This is a genomic window from Maridesulfovibrio salexigens DSM 2638, from assembly GCF_000023445.1.
Taxonomy (GTDB): Bacteria; Desulfobacterota; Desulfovibrionia; order Desulfovibrionales; family Desulfovibrionaceae; genus Maridesulfovibrio; species Maridesulfovibrio salexigens.
In genome coordinates, this window is record NC_012881.1 from 2,540,526 (window position 1) to 2,565,032 (window position 24,507).

General features: G+C 45.9%; 22 protein-coding genes. 11 read left to right on the plus strand and 11 right to left on the minus strand.

All coding sequences use genetic code 11. The annotated features are described in order from the left end of the window. Positions 1–24: 24 nt before the first annotated feature. From DESAL_RS11645 to DESAL_RS11665, 5 genes are all read right to left on the minus strand, one after another. Positions 25–1,242, minus strand: coding sequence for an L-serine ammonia-lyase (locus DESAL_RS11645; RefSeq protein ID WP_015852184.1), 1,218 nt, complete (start codon positions 1,240–1,242; stop codon positions 25–27). 280 nt (positions 1,243–1,522) lie between these two features. Continuing rightward, the gene (locus tag DESAL_RS11650; RefSeq protein ID WP_015852185.1) at positions 1,523–1,969 is read right to left on the minus strand and encodes an arsenate reductase ArsC; all 447 of its coding nucleotides are present in this window, start codon (positions 1,967–1,969) and stop codon (positions 1,523–1,525) included. Between the two features lie 109 nt (positions 1,970–2,078). Then, the gene (locus tag DESAL_RS11655) at positions 2,079–3,062 is read right to left on the minus strand and encodes an ABC transporter substrate-binding protein (RefSeq protein WP_015852186.1); all 984 of its coding nucleotides are present in this window, start codon (positions 3,060–3,062) and stop codon (positions 2,079–2,081) included. 33 nt (positions 3,063–3,095) lie between these two features. Beyond that, complete coding sequence (locus DESAL_RS11660) at positions 3,096–3,584, minus strand: universal stress protein (protein ID WP_015852187.1); 489 nt, start codon at positions 3,582–3,584, stop codon at positions 3,096–3,098. Between the two features lie 40 nt (positions 3,585–3,624). Beyond that, positions 3,625–4,590: a hypothetical protein gene (locus tag DESAL_RS11665; RefSeq protein WP_015852188.1), complete on the minus strand. Its 966-nt coding sequence runs from the start codon at positions 4,588–4,590 to the stop codon at positions 3,625–3,627. Positions 4,591–4,816: 226 nt separating this feature from the next. Between DESAL_RS11665 and rsgA the strand changes: the two genes are divergently transcribed. Next, positions 4,817–5,854: a ribosome small subunit-dependent GTPase A gene (rsgA, locus tag DESAL_RS11670; RefSeq protein ID WP_015852189.1), complete on the plus strand. Its 1,038-nt coding sequence runs from the start codon at positions 4,817–4,819 to the stop codon at positions 5,852–5,854. A gap of 52 nt (positions 5,855–5,906) precedes the next feature. On the opposite strand, the gene DESAL_RS11675 is transcribed toward rsgA, so the two are convergent. The 4 genes from DESAL_RS11675 to DESAL_RS11690 form a co-directional block, all read right to left on the minus strand. Next, positions 5,907–7,286, minus strand: a complete 1,380-nt coding sequence (locus tag DESAL_RS11675) for an esterase-like activity of phytase family protein (RefSeq protein ID WP_015852190.1) — start codon at positions 7,284–7,286, stop codon at positions 5,907–5,909. A 137-nt stretch (positions 7,287–7,423) separates the two neighbouring features. Further along, the gene (locus DESAL_RS11680) at positions 7,424–8,329 is read right to left on the minus strand and encodes a TIGR01777 family oxidoreductase (protein ID WP_015852191.1); all 906 of its coding nucleotides are present in this window, start codon (positions 8,327–8,329) and stop codon (positions 7,424–7,426) included. Next, the gene (locus DESAL_RS11685; protein WP_342626811.1) at positions 8,326–10,437 is read right to left on the minus strand and encodes a transporter substrate-binding domain-containing protein; all 2,112 of its coding nucleotides are present in this window, start codon (positions 10,435–10,437) and stop codon (positions 8,326–8,328) included. Before DESAL_RS11685 ends, DESAL_RS11680 begins: the two co-directional genes overlap by 4 nt. Before the next feature lie 172 nt (positions 10,438–10,609). After that, positions 10,610–11,182: a TetR/AcrR family transcriptional regulator gene (locus DESAL_RS11690; RefSeq protein WP_015852193.1), complete on the minus strand. Its 573-nt coding sequence runs from the start codon at positions 11,180–11,182 to the stop codon at positions 10,610–10,612. 828 nt (positions 11,183–12,010) lie between these two features. Here DESAL_RS11690 and DESAL_RS11695 point away from each other — a divergent pair. The 8 genes from DESAL_RS11695 to DESAL_RS11730 all read left to right on the plus strand — a co-directional run bounded on the left by DESAL_RS11695 (position 12,011) and on the right by DESAL_RS11730 (position 21,165). Continuing rightward, positions 12,011–12,433: a universal stress protein gene (locus DESAL_RS11695; RefSeq protein WP_015852194.1), complete on the plus strand. Its 423-nt coding sequence runs from the start codon at positions 12,011–12,013 to the stop codon at positions 12,431–12,433. 130 nt (positions 12,434–12,563) lie between these two features. Then, a complete protein-coding gene (locus DESAL_RS11700) occupies positions 12,564–13,481 on the plus strand; it encodes a DHH family phosphoesterase (RefSeq protein ID WP_015852195.1) in 918 nt (305 codons plus the stop codon). Between the two features lie 95 nt (positions 13,482–13,576). After that, on the plus strand, positions 13,577–14,011 hold the full coding sequence (locus DESAL_RS11705) for a LexA family protein (protein WP_015852196.1): 435 nt from the start codon (positions 13,577–13,579) through the stop codon (positions 14,009–14,011). Beyond that, complete coding sequence (locus DESAL_RS11710; RefSeq protein ID WP_015852197.1) at positions 14,011–15,282, plus strand: Y-family DNA polymerase; 1,272 nt, start codon at positions 14,011–14,013, stop codon at positions 15,280–15,282. Before DESAL_RS11705 ends, DESAL_RS11710 begins: the two co-directional genes overlap by 1 nt. Before the next feature lie 183 nt (positions 15,283–15,465). Continuing rightward, positions 15,466–16,074 (plus strand): tetratricopeptide repeat protein, encoded by a 609-nt coding sequence (locus tag DESAL_RS11715; protein ID WP_015852198.1) that lies wholly within the window; start codon positions 15,466–15,468, stop codon positions 16,072–16,074. A gap of 396 nt (positions 16,075–16,470) precedes the next feature. Continuing rightward, positions 16,471–17,889 (plus strand): biotin carboxylase N-terminal domain-containing protein, encoded by a 1,419-nt coding sequence (locus tag DESAL_RS11720; RefSeq protein WP_015852199.1) that lies wholly within the window; start codon positions 16,471–16,473, stop codon positions 17,887–17,889. A gap of 9 nt (positions 17,890–17,898) precedes the next feature. After that, a complete protein-coding gene (locus DESAL_RS11725) occupies positions 17,899–20,157 on the plus strand; it encodes a carboxyl transferase domain-containing protein (protein ID WP_015852200.1) in 2,259 nt (752 codons plus the stop codon). Between the two features lie 141 nt (positions 20,158–20,298). Then, on the plus strand, positions 20,299–21,165 hold the full coding sequence (locus DESAL_RS11730) for a hypothetical protein (protein ID WP_015852201.1): 867 nt from the start codon (positions 20,299–20,301) through the stop codon (positions 21,163–21,165). Between the two features lie 82 nt (positions 21,166–21,247). Here DESAL_RS11730 and DESAL_RS20235 read toward each other — a convergent pair whose 3' ends face one another. Both DESAL_RS20235 and DESAL_RS11735 read right to left on the minus strand, forming a co-directional pair. Continuing rightward, the gene (locus DESAL_RS20235) at positions 21,248–21,400 is read right to left on the minus strand and encodes a hypothetical protein (protein WP_015852202.1); all 153 of its coding nucleotides are present in this window, start codon (positions 21,398–21,400) and stop codon (positions 21,248–21,250) included. A gap of 139 nt (positions 21,401–21,539) precedes the next feature. Further along, positions 21,540–21,947 (minus strand): winged helix-turn-helix domain-containing protein, encoded by a 408-nt coding sequence (locus DESAL_RS11735; protein WP_015852203.1) that lies wholly within the window; start codon positions 21,945–21,947, stop codon positions 21,540–21,542. Positions 21,948–22,233: 286 nt separating this feature from the next. Between DESAL_RS11735 and DESAL_RS11740 the strand changes: the two genes are divergently transcribed. Both DESAL_RS11740 and DESAL_RS11745 read left to right on the plus strand, forming a co-directional pair. Further along, a complete protein-coding gene (locus tag DESAL_RS11740; protein WP_015852204.1) occupies positions 22,234–23,625 on the plus strand; it encodes an MATE family efflux transporter in 1,392 nt (463 codons plus the stop codon). Then, on the plus strand, positions 23,618–24,502 hold the full coding sequence (locus DESAL_RS11745) for a DUF2156 domain-containing protein (protein ID WP_015852205.1): 885 nt from the start codon (positions 23,618–23,620) through the stop codon (positions 24,500–24,502). Before DESAL_RS11740 ends, DESAL_RS11745 begins: the two co-directional genes overlap by 8 nt. Positions 24,503–24,507 lie beyond the last annotated feature (5 nt).

Below are 24,507 nucleotides of genomic sequence, written 5' to 3' on the forward strand. Positions count from 1 at the left end.
AATTTAATTTATATTATCTGCGAATTACTTGGAATTAGAACGTTCATTATAAGCTTTTGCCAGTCCGCCTGTTGAAGTTTCGCGGTAAAGGCTTGGCAGGTCATGTCCTGTTTTCTTCATAACTTCCACAACTTCATCAAAAGGAATACGATGGGAGCCGTCAGAAAGGATGGACATCTGGGCACGGGCAAGTGCACGGGTGGAAGCACAGGCATTACGCTCAATACAGGGAATCTGTACCAGTCCGTCCACGGGATCACAGGTCAGGCCCAAGTGATGCTCAAGACCCATTTCCGCAGCATATTCAATCTGGCGTAAAGTACCGCCCATAAGTTGGGTTGCAGCAGCTGAAGCCATTGCACAGGCAGAACCGACCTCACCCTGACAACCTACCTCTGCCCCGGAAATAGAAGCATTGGTCTTGATTACATTGCCGAACAGTCCAGCCGTAGCCAGTGCACGGAGCAAATCATTCTCTTTAAGGTGTTCCTGAGTATCTTTGAGATAACGTAAAGTTGCCGGAACGATACCGCATGATCCGCAAGTAGGAGCTGTTACGATCTCACCACCGCCTGCGTTTTCTTCAGAAACAGCAAGGGCATATGCTGTGGTCATACCGGTAAGCTGCATATCCGGGCCGGCATGCTTAGTACGGCGGTAATAAGACTTCGCCTGTCTGCGAAGTCCGATAGAACCGGGTAATACGCCTTCGGCCTCAAGACCGCGCTCTAAGGATGCCTCCATTACTTCCCAGACACCGCGCAGAAATTCCCAAATTTCTGGACCTTCACACTTTTCTACGTATTCCCAGTAGGTGATGCCCTTGTCTTCGCAATGAGCCATAATTTCAGTAATAGTGGTCAAATTGTAGACAGGATCGGCGCTGGATGCTGCGGCACCTTCTTCACGGATGGCCCCCCCACCGACGCTGTAGACTTTCCAAGTATCAATGACAGCACCGGAATTATCCAAAGCTTCAAACTGCATTCCATTAGGATGCTCTGGCATTTTCTCTTCAGCTTTCCAGATCAACTCAGTTTTATCATCACCAAGAACACTAAGAATCGCCCAGTCGGTAAGGTGCCCCTTACCTGTAGCGGCAAGACTTTCAAAAAGCGTTACCCTGAATCGAGGTGCATCAGAATGTTTCTCCAGAAACCTTTCCGCAGCCATACGCGGTCCCATTGTATGACTTGAAGAAGGGCCCACTCCAATACGGTACAACTCTCTTAAAGACTCCATCTCTCCTGCCGCCTTGTAAAAATTTATAATTCATCCCCTGAAAACACATTGTGCTTTACCACAAGCAGAAACGCTTATATTACGCATTAACTAAAATTGACAACCAAAAAATACTGATTACGTGATCAACCACCACTTAAACAGATTAAAATGGATACAATTCGTGTAGTTCCCAAAATAAACAGCCATGACATACTTAATTATCATGAACAGTGGTATAAAAAAAAGCCTCCGGTCATGAGACCGAAGGCTTGTACTACCACATCAAAAGCAGATATTGTTAATCAACCAACCCCTCAGGCAGGGTCTCAACAAATCTCCTGATTTCATCGCGGACTTTGCGAAAACTATCCAGCTGTTCTTCATTAGAACCACCCCTTTCCGCAATTTCCTTTGCCATTTTCGGCGGGTCATCAAAGCCGACATGAACAACCTTGCTTCCCCCCGGAAAATAAGGACAAGTCTCATGTGCATGATTACAGACCGTAACAACTATATCAATAGGAATATCTCTAAGTTCATCAATATGGGTAGACTTATGTCCGGAGATATCAACACCGGCTTCAGCCATTACCTTCACAGCAGAAGGATTAAGTCCATGTGTTTCAATACCTGCGGAGTAAGCATTAATCTGGTCTGATTTTAGATGCCGAGCCCAACCCTCAGCCATCTGGCTTCGGCAGGAATTACCTGTGCACAAAAACAAAAGGTTTATCTTGTTTTTCATTTTTCCACCTGTTTGGATATTTTGCCAAAGAGGAAAACTCAATAAAAAACCATTCCATTTGAGTCAAGCGACCATACCAGTTGTAACTAAATTGGCACAATTCGCGTTGCTATTCGCGCATGCGAGCCTGATTTTTTATGTAAAGAGGCAACCTGATCTTCCATCTATCCAACTCAGATTGACTGAAAACGAATTCTCCCTGAGCCGGAATAACCGGAGAAATGCTGCTTACAGGAGTCCCACCAATTATCTTCATTACGATCTCACCGGCAGCACGCCCCTGTACTTTGCCACTTAAGACCATACCGCCAACAGCCTTACCTTTACCCACACTCATTTCCCAGAAAGCAAAGACCGGAACAGGAGAGTTTGCTGATGTCCATGCCAGAACTTCTTCGCCGTCAACATTAGCCCCACCTTCAAAAAGACTGTGGTATAAACCAATTACTATAGCTTCATACCCATTTTCGCGGGCATTCATTACGGCCTTGCGCCAGTTACTGTAATCGTAAAAAGAATTAACATCCGCCTTAATACCACTAATTTCCATTCTCTGTTGATCATGAAACACAGAGGCCCGAAAAACTTCCGAAGTTGTCCCCTTATCGAGCAGGATCAAAACTTTCTTGCTGTTAAAAAGAATAAATTCCTTTAAATATCTTATTGTTCTCTTATAAAGAGGACGCTCAAGAACACCGGTTACATTTTCCCCTAACGGACCATAATTACGGGGATTATTATTAATGCCCATATAAACAACAGGAGTATCTGTTTTTAAAAATCGTTGTTCGAGGAACATCAAAGCGTTATCATCAGAAAGCACAACAATGTCCGGCTTGACTTCCAAATAGTATTTCCACGCTAAATCAGCCTTTTCCTGATACTGAGATGCATCAATTCGCTTGGTATCCATCTGGAAATTATACAGCTCAACCTGATCCTTTAAGATAGACTCAAGCCCAGCTCTCTGCTCCTGATCCCATGCATACCCATCATGATAGCTCTCGATGTAGAGAACCTTGGGCTTTGAATTTGCAGATGCTGCAGACACAAAGAATAGCAGGAAAATAAGTATACTGATTTGCTTTAACATACCGCTCCCGGGCTTAAACACATAATTATTTGATCAATTAACTACCCAGACGGTGCACCCAACAGCAGACTGAACAACTTTCGTTGAAACGGAACCAAACAGAAACTCTTCGGCTTTGCTGACTCCTCTCCTGCCGATAACAATGGTTCCATACTCGCCTTCTTCGCGGATACGCAAAATATCCATCCCTATACTGCGTCCGGTAGAACAGATGTCTGTTTCATGAAACGGCGACTTGCAACTGGCAAAGTACTCAATTCTTACTTCTTCGGGATTAACTCCCATTGAAACGAGCTTCTTCTCAGCCTCAGCCAGTTTCAGCATCATAGCATGTTCATTTTCGCCGCACTGCTTTTCCCAAGCCGCGTCATCGGGAAAGATATCTTTATCCGGAAGTCTTTCAACATAAAGCAGTACAATTTCTTCACCGGAACAATTGCGGGCAATATTACCTACATATTCCACAGCCTTAAATGAATTTTCAGAACCGTCAAAGGCAACCAGCATCTTCATGGACTTCATAATGATTTCCCTCCTACAGGCTTAACCTGCTCAAAACGGCCTACAAATTACGTATTTCCTTCAAGCTTTTATTCATATCCAGCATCAATTCATCAACACTCTCATAAAAGACTGAGCTGGAAGATGAAAAGTGCATAAGTATATTATTCAATGAAGGTGGAATGTAATCATAAATTTTCCTCAAATTTACGACCCGATTCCCGATAACCACCGAATAATCCCCCGGAGTGATGGACGAAAGCATACCCGGGTCAATGTTGTGGTCCTTCATGGTCTGTGCTGTGATATTGGCCTTTCCCACCAGATAAATCAGGATACTTCCAAGTCCGAATACATCAAGACCGAATGGATTTTCATAAAGCTCAAAAGCGTAATCAAAATCTATCCACCTGTAATCTCCGGTATCATATTCAACCCAGAGATGATCACGACGAATATCACCGTGCTTTTCGTCATTATCATGCAAAAATTTGATGGCTTCACAAGCCCCGATATACTTTTCAAAAATATCCGGGAAATGCTCGTGAAAATATGTTTTATGATCCACCGGAATATTATGCACCCAGACATCAAGACGCTTTCCGCGGATAATATCCAGCACCCGCACATTATTACCCGCAGAGTCATCTGCTGAATACCCCTGCATGAAACGCATATCGCCTTTAACCAGTTCAAGAATACGTGCCTCCTTACGCGGACTTCGGAAACACTCAATCTTAAACGGCCCGATATTCATGGGAAATTTTTCATAAAATGCTAACTTCAAAATCTGAGGCTGCTTATCTTCCAACCGTTTGCATCTCTTGACCCAATACTTGGGGTCATCGAGGCCGAACCTGCGTTCCATTTCATTTTTGGAGACAAGAAAATGCTCATTCCCAAGCTGAATAACATCACTGAAATCAATATTCATGAATTCAGAGGTATCGGTATATAAATTCCCAAAACGGGAACTACTGTAGTCAGGCAGATGCGTCTTAATCAGATCCCGGACTTCCTTGCTCATATGCACTCCCGCGATTCAAGCTGTTGGGCTAAATCCACTTCTGTCCTTACTGTGAATCTAACACACTGATATCAACAATGAAAGAAAAACAGGCCACAGGCGAAAACGATTATAGAAAAACAGCGGGAATATATTGCACTCCGGACCTTGCCTGTTATCCGTTTGTACTTTAAGTTGTATGATTCAGATAAACACTTCAACTACATCATTCTCAACAGAGGATTTCTTGAACGAAAAACACTATTCACTGGATGAATTGGGCTGGAAGGACTGCTTCAAGGGCCAATTGGATACTGATGACACTGAAATGATTCCCGCCCGGGTTACGATGACTCATAAGGGACATCTGGTTGTCTCCACTGGGCATTCCGAACTACTGCTGAAAATTGCGGGCAAAGGCATAGGCAGCTTAAATGAACAACCTACTGTAGGTGACTGGCTGCTTATGGACCGCGAAACAATGGTCCCGGTAAAAGTTCTTGAACGCACCAGCCTGCTTCAACGCATGGCTCCCGGTCAGGAAGTTAAGTTACAACCCATTGCCGCCAATATCGATACACTTTTCATAGTCTCCTCCTGCAACACAGAGTTCAACCTGAACCGCATTGAACGATACATATGTCTGGCACTTGAAGCCGGGGTTAATTTCGTACTTGTGCTGACAAAGGAAGACCTGACCGAAGAAGCGCAGGAATACAGAAAGCAGGCCGAACACCTTTTTGAATCCATGCCCATTGTGACTATCAACGGCAAAGACCCGCAAAGCGTACAGAGCCTTCAGAAGTGGTTTAAACCCGGTGAAACTGTGGCCCTGCTCGGCTCATCCGGTGTGGGAAAAACAACTTTGCTCAACACTATAAACGGCACCGAAAAAGAAAAAACCGGAGCCATCCGCCACGGGGATGACAAAGGGCGTCACACAACAACCACCCGCTCACTTCATGTAATGCCGAGCGGTGCCCTGCTTATTGATGTTCCCGGCATTCGTGAGCTGCAACTCCATGACTGCCATGCCGGTATTGACCGTGCCTTCAGTGAAATCGTTGAAGCCGAAGAAATGTGCCGCTTTTCAGATTGCAGCCATGAACGTGAACCGGGCTGCGGAGTGCGTGAAGCACTTGAGAGCAAGATCATAACCAGACGCAGGCTTGATAATTATCTGAAATTAAAAGAAGAAGCTGAAAAGAATACTACTGAGATTGCAGAAAGAGCCAAAAGAAAGGCCGGTAAGAAGAAAAAATATTCACGTAAATGGAAGAAATAATAACAAAAAAACGGTGCATCCCTAATGGAGCGCACCGTTTTTTTTTGAATTTCTAATACTGAGAGATTTTCTTAGGAAGCTTGATCATCCAGAACCCGGCCTTTTCACCGGTAGGTACAAGCTTGAATGAGGTGTCCACTTCCTGACCGTTATATGTCATCTTATCACCGTCGATGACATAGCTTTTGGCCTTCTTGACAACCTTACCATCCTTATCTGTGACAGGATCAATTGTTTTGGAGCCGAAACCGAAATCGTTATCGGAGCATACTGCGAGAGTCCGCATATCAGGTAACAGAGCCAGACCTTCGGCTTTGCTGGGCTTCCAGCCGTAATCACGCAAACTGATAATCTTTTTCTTGGTCGCCATCTTAATGCCGAGAGATTCAAGCTCTTCAGCCCCGGAAACGGCTTCCAGTTCTTTACCTTCGGCTGTCATCTTACCAGTCAGGTCTGTGGCTTCGCTGATATCAATAAGATAAACAAGGTTGCGAAGACCGTCCTTTCCTTTACCCTGTTCAACAATAAGGAACTCGGTATCGCTCACAGCATGCAGGTCACCGATCTTAACATCCTTGCAGCGCTTATAGGCTTCGACATCAACGGGGTAAGCAAACATTTTAGTTTTGCCAGTCTCGGGATCAAGAAGGACAAGACGGGTAAACGGAGCCTTGCTGGACTTCACATTACCATCAATATCGCAAATAGACTGAACAGCTCCGAGAACCTTGTTGGAGGGAGTAACGGCAATGCCTTCCATTCCCCGGTTAGGCTGGCGTTTACCTACGATTTCGGGCAACCCATCACCCGGACCATATTTCTTAAGCAAACGCCCGGTGTTGGCATCCATCTTAGCAATGAACGGACCGTACTCATCACAAATCCAAAGGTTGCCGTCCTTGCGGTCAATGGCAATGCCTTCGGTATCTAGACCTTCGCGGTCGTAGGAAAGTATCTTATAGGAATCATTAAGCGGAATCTCGCCGGTAGAACCGACGGTTCCGGGAGGAATGGGACGGCCGGAGATTTTTCTGCCCTTGGAGTCTTTGATTTCAATGGTGCTTAGCAGAGTCACCTTACCGTCTTTTAAACCGACAGCACCGTAAGATGGAGTGTAATCAGGGGCGGGAAAAACCTTGGAAGGGACCTTCCTGCCATCGACCATAACTTTAGGACTGTCTGCATTAGGGCCGCGGTCACCAATGGCATAGAAATAACGGGTACCGTCTTCACCCAGACCGATATAAGTCATGCCGGAACCTATCCCAATGGGAAAGCCTTCCGGGAATTCAGCTGCATACTGCCCACTGTAAGGAACATTGTACTTCAGAGGGGTATCAACTTCATACTTTTCGATTTCAAACTCAGACGCAAAAGCAAGACCGGCACTAAGAGCAACTGCCGCACCCGCTACAATCAACTTTTTAAGCATGGTAGCCTCCAGATTTTTATATCCCAAAGCAGCTACACGTTTTAAATGCAAAGATGATCACATACAGGTTACAAACAAGTTTCCTGTGCAAAGTTAATGAATCATTTTAATGAAACACAAAAAAAACAACAAATTAATTACGGCTTAAGAACTTCCCGCAAAGCTTCATCTGCATCAGGAAAATTGAAATTAAATCCGGCAGAAATCAGTTTAACAGGCATTACGAACTGCCCACTCAAAAGGACTTCCTCAGCCATCTGCCCAAGAACGAGCTTTAGCACAAAACCGGGCGCGCGAAACCAGACCCTTTTACCCAATACTTTTCCGAGAGTGTCAGCAAATTTATTAAAGGTCAGTGGATGGATAGAGCTGAGATTGAAAATCCCCTTGCATTTCTCATTTTGAATCAGAAAAATTATGGCCCGAACTTCATCTTTGATATGAATCCACGAGACACCCTGATGCCCCGCACCAAGATAGCTACCCAAACCAGCCTTAAAAGGACCAATCATCTTACCCAGCGCACCGCCGTTTCCAAGAACCATTGCTGTTCGAATAATTGCCCGCCTCACACCGTGTTCTTCAACCGAAGCTGTGCTAGCTTCCCATTTTTCAACTACATCCGAAAGAAACAGGCCACCTTTTGCAGACTCTTCATTAACGGGCTCTGGACCGCAATTACCATAGTATCCGATAGCGGATCCCTGAATAACAACTTTCGGCTTGTTCTGAGCTTTTGCAACTGCTTCGCTTACTGCCTCGCCTGCATCTACACGGCTGGCAAGAATGGACTTTTTCTTAGCCGCTGACCAGCGACCGGATGCAATATTATCTCCGGCAAGATTGACGATGGCATCAGCACCGTCCGCATATTCCAGCCAACCCGCTGAAGTTTTACCATCCCAGACAACATTACGAACTCCGGAAATTTCAGAAGGACGACTGGAACGGGTCAAGCAAATTACCTGATAGCCCTTTGCAACTAATTCCTGACTCAACTTTTTTCCGATAAATCCGGTTCCACCAGTAATCACAACTCTCATGGTTCCTCCTTGTCGAAATCAGCTTTTGCTTCTTTAATGGGCAATTGTATTATGAAACGAGTCCATTCTCCGGGCATGGAGTCAACTTCCATAGTTCCGCCATGATGCTCAGTAATAATAAAATAAGAAACTGAAAGCCCCAATCCTGTCCCTTTACCAACTTCTTTTGTAGTATAAAAAGGTTCGAAAATTCTTTTACTTACGTTCTCGTTCATACCGGGGCCGTTGTCTTCAATCTCCACCCTGACCATTTCTCCGACATGCTTTACCCTGAGGACCATACGTGGCCCACCGTCCTTATAACTCTTTGTCTGAAGAGCTTCAGCCCCATTCCTTATTAAATTCAAAAAGACCTGCTGAATTTCATTACTCTCACACCATACACATGGAATCCCAGCCTCATATTCCCTGACAATTTCTATCTGCTTAAAATCATATTTTTCTTTCAAGCTATAACTGCTGGAGACCAAGTCAACAGTCATATCAAGGAATTCCGGCAGGCTATGACTTCCTTTGATCCTATCACTTTTGCGGCTGAAACTCAGCATATTTGAAACAATCCTGGCTGAACGAACTCCTGCTTCAAAAATACTTTCTATTTTTCGAAAAACTCCCCGCTTTTCCATATAATTATGGACATCATCTATGGATGTACCGCACTCTTGAGCAATAATATCGTTGGCCTCCAAGCCGGGAGTTGTCTGACGGGTGATGTTCTGCACATTACCTAAAATAATTGCCAGCGGGTTGTTAATTTCATGCGCCATCCCGGCTGCAAGGCCCCCAACAGACAACATTTTCTCGTTCTGCATCACCGTCTGTTCAAAATTAATACGGTCGGTAATGTCATCGATCCTGATTACCGCCCCTTCAACACCGGGCTCACTTAAAGGGTAAATGGTAATATTTTCATAACGGACACGCTTATCAATATACTTGCGAACCTTGGTATCAACGACTTTTATCCCTGTTTTCAAGGCACTGCGTACCCGCTCCAATTCATCAATTAAGTCAGGAACAACATCTGCCAGATCCTTTTCAAGAACATCTTCGCGTTTAAGGCCGTAAGCTTTTTCGGCTTCAAGGTTCCACTGATTGACTCTACACTTTTTATCCACTCCAATGATAATGGATGGCATTGAATTAATGATGCTTGATAAATAAAGCTGAACCTCCTGCAAATTATGCTCTACCCGATGCCTTTCCCGAAGCTCAGCACGTAATAATTCAGTTTTCTGTGCAACCTTATGACGCAACAGTCCAACCCAAAGTATTGCCAGCGCAAGAAAAATCAAAAGAGGAACAAGTACTAAAAATAAATAGTGGACAATCTTATCGTAAAGGCTCTCCCGCTCATATACGCCAAACCATTTTTCATATATTTCATCATACTTTCCAGACTTCTTAATCAGGTTCAACCCTTCATTCAGTCTGCCCAGCAATTCGGCATTTCCTTTACGGACGGCAAAACAATATTTACCGAACGCAAAGTCCGCACCGGTAGTCCCCAGGTTATCAATACCTTCTTCAGTGACCCGAAAAAGGTTCTGCATCTTACCAAGCAGGGCAGCATCATGCTTGCCGGACGACAGAAGCTTCAAAGCCGAGGCTTGATCTGCTACCGGAATAATTGTCGCTTCCGGGTAACGCTCCAAAGCATAATCATGCATTATGTCACTGCGCTGAACCAGGATCTCTTTATCATGAAGGTCTTCAAGTCTTTTAATATCCGAGCCCAAACGCACGAAAATGGAGTGGGAAATAATATTATGGGGAATTGAAAAATCGAAAAGTTCTGTACGGGCAGGCGAAAAATACATTCCAAGGACTACATCGCTGGCACCTTTCTCAAGATTATCAACAACCTCACTCCAAGGACGCAGGTTAATGCCTATATTTAAACCGGAAGCTTCTGCTACAGCGCGGATAATATCAACATTAAAACCTGTAGGCACACCATCCTCTAAATACTCGTATGGCGGATAATTGTTATCTCCTTCCACAAGAATATTATCAGCATGCGCAATCTGCCCACAGGACAAATAAAAAAACAGGCAAAGTAAGCACAACAATCTTGGCAATACATTATTTATGGATCGCAAATCCACTCCCCTACTCAATACAATATAGACCTAATACACTGCACCCTTTTTAATACTAACAATAAATCATCTTCAGCATTTTTTGTCCAGAATTACAAAGAATTATTCCCCTTAAAAACAAAAATCCCGGACAGCAAAAGCTATCCGGGACATAAAAAACAGAGTTGCAGCTATAAAGCTATGCAGCTTTAAGAGCTCTGCTGATAAAATTCAAGATTTCCTTATAAAGACTGGGAGGACTGTACGGAGTAAGCAGATTGGTCCTGACCGCACCAACAAGGTTACACTGTACAACCGCTGCTGTTTCCGAAACTGGCAGGTTGGGGATAGAACCATCCCGAACACCACGGGCGACACAGTTTTCAAGCAGAACTGGAATCTGGACAAACTTGTGAACCATTGCGTCACGATCTTCCCCGGTTTTCAAATCACTGTACGGTGAACATCTGATCAGCACCAGAAAATCCTCATCAGGATCAACGGAAAATTCAAGATAACGACGAGCGAATCTATATACGGCATCAAAACCGTTCTCTGCCTGCACGACCTCATCCTGCAAAGCCAGAGTCAAGCGTTCAGCAACGTCAAAACCAGCCGCACGGAAAAGCTTTTCCTTGTTCCCATAATGATGTGAAAGCAATCCCACTGCAACACCGGCACGGTCTGCTATCTTCTTGAAAGTAGTTCCACTATATCCAAGTTCACCGAAAAGCTCTTTAGCCGCCTTTAAAACTGTATCCTTTTTGGTCATTATAAAGTCTCGTTATTTCAATTTGTTGAAATTTATCGACACAGAAAAATCTTTACACGTAAAATCAAGCAAAGGTCAACTCAGAAAGTGAACACACCCCTAGCAACAACTTTAAGTATTTAATCCCTATTCTCCAAAATACTTACCACTAACCTTTGCCAGAAAGAACAAAAGCCCCTCCGGTGGGGGAGGGGCCTATGCTTTAAGGAATGGAAACGGAAGGTGTTTTACTAAGCTGATCTATAAAAACCTGACATCCGAAACATGTCCGCACGTCATGGGTTTTTATCTTGATCAATGCCGATGTCCATCAGACTCGGGGAGAGATGCGGGCTTCCCCCCGTGTTGTGTCAAAGTAACTCTTACAATTTGCTGTTGCGGTTGAATCGTCATCCAACTGTATCAGGTGAAGCTTTCAAACTTTCTTCCTAAGACCCCTACAGTCGCCGGAAGCAGGAAACGTACTAGACCTGAAGGCTACATCAGCCTCTTGCAGACATCTACCCTGAACTCGTTTTCAGAGCGACATCAACTGAAAACAGTATCTACGTTCAGCTGTGCCTCCTGTCAACACTTTTTTAGAACTTTTTGATTTCCAAATCAGTTTTTATCTCAACATACTGTTTTATATATCTTTTACCTTAAACAGAACTCATAAAAACTCTTTACGAACCCGCCAAAAAAGAACAAGAATCACTGGGAAAACCATGCTGGTCGAACGTTCAATCAGTACTAACCACACGATTCCCTCCATAAATCTTCCCTCTTGTTGCAGCAAATGCCCGCTTCAAGTAGTATCATCTAAACATCCATAGAAGGAGAACAGACATGATTTTTACCAAGATATTAATTCCCGTTGACGATTCCAAGCACTCTGAAAACGCTATCAGCTATGGAGCATCCCTTGCGGAAATGTCCGGCGGCAAAATTATTGTTCTTCACTGCCACCGCCCTGTTCCCACCGGACTAGGAGAACCCAATTTTCAAAAAGCCATTGACGATGCCACCCGCGAATCTTACGCAATCCTTGAACAAAAGACCGCCTTCCTTAAAGACAAGAACATCAATCATGAAGAAAAAATAATTGGCGGTTCCATAGCAAAATCAATTAAGACTGTTGCAGATACGGAAAAATGCGACCTGATAATTATGGGATCTAAAGGAAAGTCTGACCTTGAAGGATTGGTTGTAGGCAGCGTAACCCATAAAGTCCTGCACATCGCCGAGATCCCTGTTCTGGTTATTAAGTAGACAAGGTAAAAATTCAACGAAACTACAATCTATAATTAAAATGAGATTGTAATTAGAACTATTTTCAATTAAGTATTTCAAAAAAATATTCGTGTAATTTTATTATTATTTCCAGCATACGGAGAGTTTAATGCGGCTTTTGACACGATCAGATTTTGACGGCCTTGCCTGCGCTGTCCTGCTTAAAGAAATTGGAATCATGGATAACTGGATGTTTGTCCATCCCAAGGATGTTCAGGACGGACGCTACCCCGGCGACCCCAACGACATTGTTGCCAACGTTCCTTATATAGAAGGTTGCGGCTATTGGTTTGACCACCACTCCAGCGAAGACGAACGTCTAAACATGAAGCTGGATTACAAGGGAATGTCTAAGCAGGCTAAAAGTGCAGCCCGTGTCATCTGGGAGTACTTCGGCGGTCATGAAAAATTCGCCGATAAATTCGATGAAATGCTCCACTATGTCGATAAAGTGGATAGCGGGGACATCACAGCTGATGAAGTTGCCAATCCTAAAGGCTGGATACTGCTCGGCTTCATTATGGACCCGCGCACCGGACTTGGTAGATACAGACACTTCAACGTCAGCAACTACCAGCTCATGGAACACCTCATCGACTACTGCCGGGAATTGCCTATTGATGAAATCCTCAATCTGCCCGATGTCAAAGAACGCGTGGACCTCTATTTTGAAAGGGACAAACAGTTCCGTGGAATGCTGAAAGAACGTACCGAGATGTTCGGCAATGTCGCCATTCTCGACCTGCGCGAACAAGAAGAAATCTACCCCGGCAACAGATTCACCCTCTACTCCATGTACCCGGAATGCAACATCAGCATCCAGATCATTTGGGGTAAGATGAAACAGAACACAGTATTTTCCGTAGGTCACAGCATCCTTAACCGCACCAGCAAAGTCGATGTAGGCAGCGTAATGCTCCAGTTCGGCGGTGGCGGGCACAAGCAGGTCGGTACCTGTCAGGTTCCACATGATGAAGCCGATGCCGTCCTCGGTCAGATGGTCGCCATGTTCATGGATAAGAAATAACTATCAGGAACCTGACCACTCCGGTCAGGTTCTTTTTTCGTCATATTGTTTATCTAAGATTGACATAAATACAAAAAAGTCAATACAAGATAAACATGAAACAATTTTCTGCTGAAATATTCACACCTGAAGCCGCAAACAAAATTGAACTGCCACTGCTCTTATCAGAGGTAATCGCAGGATTCCCCTCCCCTGCTGACGACTACATCGATAAAAAGATGGACCTCAATGAACATCTGATCAGCAATAAGGCGGCAACATTCCTCATCCGGGCCTACGGCGACTCTATGATTGATGCCAACATCAAAGAAGGGGACATACTTGTTGTCGACCGTTCCATGGACGCTCACAACAACTCCATCATCATAGCCATATTCAACGGAGAGCTTACCGTAAAACGGATCAAACAAAGAGCAGGCAGACTCTTTCTTCTCCCGGAAAATCCTGAGTATCCTCTACTTGAAATAACCGAAGAGACTTCTTTTGAAGTTTGGGGAGTCGTAACCTACATCATCCACAAGGCAGTGTAATGAGAATCTTTGCGCTGGTGGACTGCAACAATTTCTACGTTTCCTGCGAAAGACTATTCCGTCCGGAAATCAAACACCGTCCGGTTGTTGTTCTTTCTAATAATGATGGCTGCGTAATATCCCGGTCACAGGAAGCAAAAGACATCGGCGTACCGATGGGGGCCCCGGCATATAAATATCAATCATTTTTCCTGCAAAATAATGTTGAGATATTTTCATCTAATTACGCTCTTTACGGCGACCTTTCGCAACGGGTTACTGCTACTTTAGCTTCCCTCACTCCAGACCTTGAGGTCTACTCCATCGATGAATCTTTCCTTGAATTTCCGCCCTGCATGCTTCGCGAACTACCGTCTATCGGCAAAGAAATCAGAACCAGAATTCTCAAATGGACCGGAATCCCGGTCTCTGTCGGATTCGGCTCCACCAAAACACTGGCCAAAGTTGCCAGCCGGTTTGCCAAAAAATATCCACAGACAGAAGGCACCTTCAGTCTGTGTGGCCGAAATGATCTGGACCGCCTGCTGGATAAAGTTCCGGTAACTGATGTCTGGGGCATAGGCAGACGGCACGGAAAAAGATTAATCGCGCGAGGAGTCAGCACTGCCCGGACCTTTAAAGATCTTCCTAACCTCTGGCTTAAAAAGAATATGTCCGTAACCGGACTGCACACGGCCCTTGAGTTGCGCGGAACCCCCTGCTTTGAACTGGACAATTCACCGAAGCCCAAAAAGACTATTTCCTCATCCCGTTCTTTCGGACGTCCGGTTACGGCTCTATCCGACCTTGAAGAGTCCGTTGCCGCCTATGTTGCCCGGGCCGGGGAAAAGCTGCGAGAACAGCAATCCCTTACAAACGGTGTAATGGTTTACCTGACCACAAACCGCTTCAACAATCTGCCACAATACTCCAACTCAGCCACCCGCATGCTGCCCATTGCCACGGACTATACCCCGGAACTGATCAACACCGGACTGCAATGCATCCGCTCCATATATAAGGAAGGGTTCAGCTATAAAAAAACAGGAGTGGTTCTGCTCGACCTTTGCGGAAAATACAACCGCCAATGCAATTTACTGGAACTGGACCATAAAGCTGAATCAGCCAAAAAAGAAGCAATCATGAACCTTCTCGACTCAGCGAACACACGTTTCGGAAGACGCACCTTGAGCTATGCTTCCGAGGGCCTTGAACAACCGTGGCAGATGAACAGGAAGTATAAATCACCATCCTACACCACCAGTTGGGACGACCTGCCAAAGATAGGCTAGACACCAGAAATCAAGGATTGACAATGATTCCTGAGCGAAGAACAAATCTTCAACTTCCCAAAAATTCGAAAATGTTCTCCCGATCCTGCTTGCCCATTCGAAAACTTTAGGGCATTAAACGAAGTGAAAGTAAAACTCAAAAGCCCGTAGTTGGGAACAAACAGAATTACTGTCTACAAAACTATGAATAAAACATTTACCAGCATCAGGACCAAGGCGACCTTGATCGGATTGCCCCTGATTATCGTAGCCCTGCTTACCGGTTGCGGAACAAAAAACGAAGCCGCAGGGCTCCATCAGACAGGAACCGTCGCCTTCATGCTCAACAAGGACAAGGCTGCCTCTGTCTACTTTGAAAAGGCAATCGATGCCAATCCGGAATACGGCCCCAGCTATATTATGCTCGGCGACTGCTATCTCCGTGAAGGCAAATACAAAGAAGCTGTTGAAGTCATCAGTAAAGGACTCAAACTTGAACTGGAGCAGGGCCACATCAGGCTTGCCCACAGAAAACTGGCCCGAGCCTACAAAGAGCTCGGAAACTCAGACAAGGCACTTGAGCACATAACCATCTATACCCGCATGTCTGTCTGGCAGGAAAAATTCACTCCGCAGAAAATCTCTGAGACAGAAACTTTTGTCGCGGACCTTAATCTGCCCGCTGATCAAAAGAGGCTTGCGGTAGACAAAATCATGGAAGAATCCACTAAGGCCAAAGCCGGACCTGTTACTGAAGAAAGTCAGGAAGAAGAAACCGACATTCTAAACATGATCAGTTTTGGGCTTATTTAGTTTTTTCAAAAGCACCTTAAATCCCGCATTTTATAATGTAAAATGCGGGATTTTCTTTTTAAAAGCGCAAAAAACACCCCATATTCGTAATTTGACGAAATGCACGTGTTTGTTTTATCAGGGCAAGCTGAAATGAATTCTGGCGGAGTTCATACTTAAGAAAACTGAAGCAGTCCTCTAGGGTCAACTTTCAACAAAACCACCAACCTAACTCCTCTTACTGGTTATAATTTTGTCCTAAAAATCAGAGTGGGACCTATTATACCTACGTAAGTGTTAGTTATATTTAACTTGACAGAAGCCTTATATGGCTTAAAACGGTTGCGTATTTTTTTGAAAAAAACAGTTTTAGCAAACATAATATAGAATTAACCAGAAAGACTCAGGAGAGTCGTTTTGAATCCCAAAACAGATAAAGTACTTATTGCTAACCGAGGCGAGATCGCCGTGCGCATCATGCAGGCATGTAAAGATCTCGGACTCAGTTTTGTCAGCGTATACACGGCAGAGGACAAGGATTCCGGGCACGTAACCCTCGCAAGGCAGCTCGGAGGCGAAGAAGCGATCTACATGATCAGATCCTACAACGATGCAGGAGATATCCTCTCCGTTGCAGACGAGACCATGTGTACCGCTGTACACCCGGGCTACGGCTTCTTCTCTGAAAACTTTCGTTTTGCCCGCAGGGTAACCGAAAGGGATCGTCCCATGACCTTCATCGGGCCTTCCTGGTGGGTAATTCGCGACCTTGGTGATAAAATCAACACCAAACGTCTGGCTAGAAAGCTCGATGTCCCCACCATCCCCGGTTCTGACAGAGCGATTTACGATGAACTGGAAGCGGAAGAAATCGCATCCAACCTGTTCGAGTTTCAGAAAGAACAGGGCGTACGTAATCCCGTTGTTCTCGTAAAGGCATCCGCTGGTGGCGGTGGTATGGGTATTGACGAAGTTTACTCTATCGAGGAATTCCGTCAGGTTTACCGCCGTATCAGAAACTACTCCCTGCGTACCTTCAACGATGAAGGCGTACTTATCGAACAGCGTATCTTCAACTTCAACCACCTTGAAGTTCAGATCGTTTCCGAACGCTCCGGCAAAAAACATGTCCACTTCGGCACCCGTAACTGCTCAGTACAGAGCCCCGGCCGCCAGAAGAGGATCGAAGTCGCACCCGGCTTCTCCCCTGAGAGCATCGCCTACTCCTTTGATGCTAAAAAAGTGCTTGATGACATTGTGGAACACTCCCTGAGCATGGCCCGCGAAATCAATTACGACAACGTGGGAACATGGGAATGGATTGTTACCCCCAAAGGCGCACCCTTCCTCATGGAAGTAAACACCCGTATTCAGGTTGAAAACGGTGTTTCTGCTGCCATTTCACGCATCAAGGGCAACCCGGACGTAAACCTGATCAAAGAACAGATCAGACTCGCCCTGGGTGACGAGATGGGCTACACTCAGGACGACATCACCTTCGAAGGTGTGGGAATCGAATACAGAATCATTGCCGAAGACACAGATGAGAAATTCGCTCCTTGGGCAGGCGAAATCGAGAACCTCCATTGGGATGACCATGATTGGCTCAGAATGCATACCCACATTCCCAAAGAACTGCCCTACCAGATTCCCACAGAATTTGACCCCAACCTGGCGCTGGCCATCATCTGGGGCAAGGACCTTGAGGAATCCAAGAAACGCGGACTCGAATTCCTTGATGAATTCGTTCTGGAAGGCAAGGACAGAAAGGACGTTTCCCTGAAGTCCAACCTTAAGTTTCTGGCCAAGAAAACAACAAACATACTGGAATTCTAATAATACATTATGGATATAGAAAAAAAACTGGACGGGTTGGTCAAGAGAGTCCAGTATGCGCGTGACATTCTCGGTGATGCCGAGGACAGACGCCTTACTGCATTCGCAAACAAGCTTGATGCCTTCCTTGAAACCAGCATAAATAAGACTCAGGAAGAACTGTGGGACAAACTCAACACTTACGATGAGAGCCTCGCAGTACTGGAAAAAGACATCGACAAAACCCTGTCCGCCATGGACAAGGTCCGCATCGTACGTCATTCCGAAAGAATCTGCCTCGAAGACATCCTTGAAAACGTCTACGACAACTACACTGTCGTAGGTGGTAAGGATGACATGAGCATTGACCCCGGCATGGTTATCGCCCGTGCCTACATAACCCGCCGCGTGGGTAAGAAAGTCCACAACCAGCCGGTTATGGTAGTAGGTCAGGAAAAAGGCCATGGTCAGGAATTCCGCAACGGCGGCTGCATCAAGCCTTGGGGTAATGCCAACGCCCTGCGCTACATGAAAGTTGCCGCCCGCGAAAATATTCCCATTCACACCTACGTATTCACCCCCGGCTCCTATCCGGTGGAAGATTACCCCGGTGCAGCTCAGCAGATTGCGGAAAACATCTACGAAATGTGCGGACTTGATGTCCCCATCATTTCCGTTATTTCCGAAGGTGGTTCCGGTGGTGCGGAAGCAATTGCCATGGCTGATAAGCGCCTCATGCTTTCACACGGCTACTATTCCGTTATCTCCCCCGAGGGTGCAGCCGCAATTGAAGGCCGTATCCGCGGCGGTGAACGCGCTCCTTCCGAGCTGATCGAAACCTGTGCGAAATCCCAGTGCATCACTGCGGACGACAACCTGCGTTTCGGTTACATCGATGGAATCATCCGTGAGCCCGCACTGGGCGCACGTCCCGAACATTTTGATTTCTACAAGATGGTCCGCTCTGAAGTAGTCCGGGCCACTGATGAAGTGGTTCTGAGCGTTAAGGGTCTTCGCCTCTTCAGTAAGGCCGCCATCAAGAACCGCAATAAAAAAGATATCACTGACGAATCCGTATTCGTCCGCTGGCAGATCAGCCCCAACGCTAAAGACAGGCTGCTCTGGAAGCGTTACAAAAAATACCGCCGCATGGCACAGGATGCTTTCGACGACAAACGTTCCTTCCTTGAAAAGCTCAACTCCGCAAAAGTTGATGCCATGGCCGCAGCGTACTCCACAGTTCGCTACGACATGATCAGGAAGTACCAGTCCAAGATTCAGGCCCTTGCAGATGAAGCCAAGGACGAAATGCATGTTGTGACCAACAAATTCGACAAGCTCAAGCACATGCTCCTCGGAAAGATGGGCGCAAACACCAAGAGCGTGTCTGAAGTTGAAGCGGCACTGACCAAACTTTCCGTTGATGCGGAACCGGATATTCCGCCGTCTGATTACCGTCACTACATCAGCCCCCGTGCCAGCGAAGACAAGGAAATCACCTGTCCGAATGCTGAGAAGAACGGCTGCCTCGAAATCTGGTCCCGTGACCTTTTCGATGAATTCGCCGGGGTATGCCCCACCTGCGGACACCATTTCCCCATGGAATACCGCTGGTACATGGCTAACCTCTTCGACTGGGGCACAGTACGTGAATTCAACAAATCCATCTGCTCTGCCAACCCCACAGGCTTTCCTAACTTTCAGGAAAGACTGGACGGGGCAAAAGCCAAAACCGGACTACAGTCCGGTTGCATCACCTATGAAGGTGCCATTAAGCACACCAAGGTAACCTGCGCCACTCTCGTAGCCCCCTTCCGTGGCGGCTCCGTAGGTGCGGCAGAAGGTGAAAAATTCATCCGCGCCCTTGAGCTGGCCGGTAAGAAACGTTACCCCTTCCTCGCATACGTTCACGGTACTGCCGGTATCCGTATTCAGGAAGGAACCAACGGTCTTATCCAGATGCCGCGTGTAACTATGGCTGTACGCCGCTACATCGAGTCCGGCGGACTCTACATCGTTCTTTACGATACCAACTCCTACGCCGGACCGGTAGCAAGTTTCCTCGGCTGTTCCCCTTACCAGTACGCTGTGCGCTCTTCACGCATCGGTTTCGCTGGCCCGGGCGTTATCAAGGAAACCACCGGTATGGATATCCCGCCGGATTACCATTCCGCATACAACGCACTCTCCAGAGGTCACATTCAGGACATCTGGGATCGCCGCGACATCCGCCGCAACCTGCATCAGGCATTCCTGACCGTAGGTGGCCGCAACCTTTACTACAGATAGAGCCACTACACTCTATTCCTCATACCCAAAACACCCCCTGTTCCTTATGGAGCAGGGGGTGTTCTCGTTTGCAGCTGTCATAAATCCGGAGAGTGGTGTATAAATAAAAAAGGAATGAACTTTTTAAACGGGAGGAAGCAAATGAAAAAAGCAATAAATTTATTTTTTATGGCACTTATGGCAACCCTCCTGCTCCCGCAAATTTCCATCGCCCAAAACATGGCTGATGGCCTGCAATGTCCATCCGGCTGGCAAACTACTAAAAGAATGCCTCCGCTATATGACGTCAACCAGCTTCTCAAACAATGCTATCCGCCGACCAATGATGCTGTAATTCAATTATACGCAAAGCGGACTTCAGATTCACTGATTGCAGAACTTGAAAAATGGACTCAAAGGTTGAGGCGCAACGGCTTGCCTTACCAGAGATTTTTAAACGAGCAACCGGGACACGTCTCAGGTTATCCGGCAATACTAAGATTCTTTTCAGGCTGGGATCGTGAAGGTAAATGGTATGACTCTTACCTTGTAGTTTCGCGCTACAAAGGCACAAACTATATTTTCATAGGCTACGCAATGAAAGGGCACGACCGTGTCAGGATTCAGATGAGAAACGCTATGAATGCATGGCATTATCCCGGAGTTTCAGGGCCTACTAATTCAGGTTATTCCAGCACGAACAACAATCAGCAGAATCTTCCCAATTATGGCCCGAACATCAGTCAAAACAATAATCCCAATGCCAACGTTAACATCAATCCGACTGTAAACGTAAACCGTCCCGGCTGCACACGCCAAACCAGTCAGGGCTCCACTTACACGAACACAATCAACGACTCCGGCAACTCGTATTCAAACACACAGGACACAAATTACTCCAACTCAGGAAACACACATCAAAACACACAGGACACAAAACCGGACAATCCTCCTGCCGACACTAACAACAATAACCAGAATACCGACCGCCCCAGCGACAATAAATATCTGGATTATATTCTGGAATAAACACACCAATCAGCAAAAAAACACCCCCTGCGCCATATGGAACAGGGGGTGTTTAAATCGAATCAATTAAATTCTGTTTATTCTACTTGCTGCCTCCGCCATCAATAGTTGAAACAGTTGCTGAAACTTCACCGGATGTATCAACGGTCTTGCAGGCTGCACAAGTAAAACAAAGTAACATTCCAAGGCCTACCACAAGTAATTTTCTTTTCAGGGGATTCAAATAAAAAAACATTTTATTCTCCTAAGGACTGCAATAAAATCATAAGTTAATAGGATAAATATTTACCCCAGTTGTCAGTTTCATATCAAGTCTAAAAGGAGAGACTAAGTCGAGGACGATAAAATTATAGAAAAAACAAATAAAAATTAACTTACTTCTTACCTTTCTTCTCCTGAGCAATACGCTCCATATCTTCGTCATAAGAAGCTACATTCCAAGGAAATGATTTACGGGCAGTCATGACCGCAAAATTTTCAACTTCCTGTACCCACTGGCGATAATCTTCAAGAACCCGCTCACCCAGCGGTGTGAGGCTACAGCCTTTGCGTCCACGGGTTTTAAGAACCAGAGAATCACCGAGCACTTCTTCGGTGTTCTTGAGCCTTCCCCATGCCGCACGGTAGGACATTCCGAGCGCCTTAGCTGCTTTATTCAACGAGCCTTGTTTTTCAATCTGCTCCAACAGTTGCGCCCTTCCAAGGCCGAAAAGCATACCTTCTTCTGTTTCCAGCCATAAGTTCAATCGCACCCTAGGACAGAAATTTTCATCGCTCGCCATTATTCAGCCTCCTTATATTTACATTCGCTTTCTGTTTACTTTTTTTGATAACATAAACAAAGCAGCGCACAAAGTACATGCCTCAAACCAATGAGAATAAATCTATAACCAGCACAATCAGCTGCAAGAGCAAAATAATATTATAGCTGCTCAACTCTTGCTTTTCCTGAAACTCTAACTAAACTCTCAGCTCCGCAGCCAAATCCGCCTTTCCTCTGATTTTTTAACACCGGATCTGCTATATAAGGCTGACTACGTTTGAATTTATACGGAGTTTTTCCCGCTTATGAATATGACCACCGCAGACATGACCAACTCTCCATACAAAACCATATGGAACCTGTCATGGCCTCAGATACTGATGATGCTCTTCCACTTGATGATCGGTCTTGTGGATGTCTGGGTTGCGTCCAAACTGGGCCGTGAAATTCAGGCTTCAATGGGCATGATCAGCCAGTCTCTTTTCTTCTTTCTGGTCATCGCCATGGCCACTGCCAATGGATCAGTGGCCGCAATAAGCCAGTCCATCGGTGCGGGCATGATGCTCAGGGCTAAGCGGTACGTAGGTCTATGCTTCATCATCGGAGCCATATTAGGGCTGATAATCTTCACTATAGGTTTTCCATACAGAAACGGAATCCTAACCATTTTGCAAGTCCCTGAGGAAATGCGCTATGTAATGGAATATTTCATTGAAGTATTCCTTTATCTCGTGCCCATCTACTACATGCTGATCATTACCAACGCGGTCTTCCGGGCCCAGAAAAAGGTAATGCTGCCGCTCTACAGCATGATTATCGTCACTGTTACCAACACGATTGGTGACTTAGGGCTCGGGATGGGTATGTGGGGGTTCCCCGATCTCGGATACAAAGGACTGGCCTGGGCAACATTCGGCTCAATAACCATGGGCGCCATATTTAACGTCATAGTGCTCATAAAATCGGGCGACCTTCGGCGTAAATGCATTGCTCCGTTACGCTGGATGAAAAGCGCTTTCCCCTACCTTTTCAAGGTAGCGTGGCCTAGCGGTCTGATGCAATTAGTCTGGCATTCCGGATACATGGTACTCTACTCCATCACTGCAAGTCTGCCTGAAAACAACGTAATCGCGCTGGCAGGCATGACTGCGGGTATCCGCATTGAGTCCATCCTGTTCCTGCCCGCATTTGCTTTCAACATGACTGCTTCGATTATCATCGGGCATTACCTTGGGGATGGCAAAGCTGACGAGGCAAAGAAATTCGGGTATAGAATATTGTTTCTGGCTATCGGATTCCTGAGCATTACCGCACTGCTGCTTTGGCAGGTAATTTACCCGGTAACATCCATCATTGCCCCGGAACAGGTGGTCCTTGATGAAGCCGTAAACTATCTCTACTATAACATGCTCGCTATTCCGTTTACCCTGACCTCAATGATCATGGCCGGAGCATTAAACGGAGCTGGAGCGACCCTTTACAACTTGTTCATTTTCGCCATCACCGTATGGGGATGCAGACTGCCGCTGGCCTATTTTCTGGGACACGAGGTACTGCATTCAGCCACCGGAATCTGGATGGCCATGCTCATATCGCAAGGAGTACAGGCATCCATCATTTTTTACACATTCTCATGTAGAAACTGGCAGAAGTTCAGCATGATCAAGAAAAACAATAAAAGGACCAGTAATGAATAACGAATTCAAGCCCATCACCCTTGAATGCCAGGATGAATTTGAAAAAGCGCTTGCGGCCTGTCCGCAAAGGACCTCTGATTTCACCTTTGCCAACATCTGGGGCTGGACCGAACATTACGGTCTTGAAATAAGCTGCGGAAAATCCGGGCTCATTCATGTGCGCCAGACCAAACCTGAAGTCATCAACTGGGCCCCCATTGGAGACTGGTTCAGCGCGGACTGGGAAAAATGTGAACTCATGAGTACCCCCGGAACTAAATTCACACGCATCCCCGAAAAACTGGCCCTGCATCTCAAAGAAATTTTCGGTGACAAAATCGAAATCACAGAGAACCGCGACCATTTTGATTACATCTATTCCGTTCAGGAACTGATTGAACTGCGCGGCAACCGATTCCATAAAAAGAAAAATCTCTACCGCCAGTTCATGAAAAAGTACGACTACGAGTACCGCGAAATCACACCTGATTGCGTAGAAGAAGTGCTGGAAATGCAACTTGAATGGTATCGCTGGCAGGAAGAAAAGAACTTCTCACCCGCCCTTGTCGCCGAGAACGAAGCCATTGCCAAAGTTCTCAAGGAAATGGACACCATCAAAAATCTCACCGGCGGAACCCTGAGAATCGACAATCGCATCATAGCCTACACCATTGCCGAGCCTTTGGGCGAAGACACAATCGTTATCCACTTTGAAAAAGGAAACACCTATTTCAAAGGCGTCTATCAGGCCATCAACCAGATGTTCCTCGAAAACAACGCCAGCGACAAAAAATTCGTTAACCGTGAGCAGGATCTCGGCGAACCCGGTCTGCGCAAAGCAAAAGAATCATACAATCCAGTACATTTTATGAAGAAGTACGAGCTTGTAGTTTTGTAGTTTGA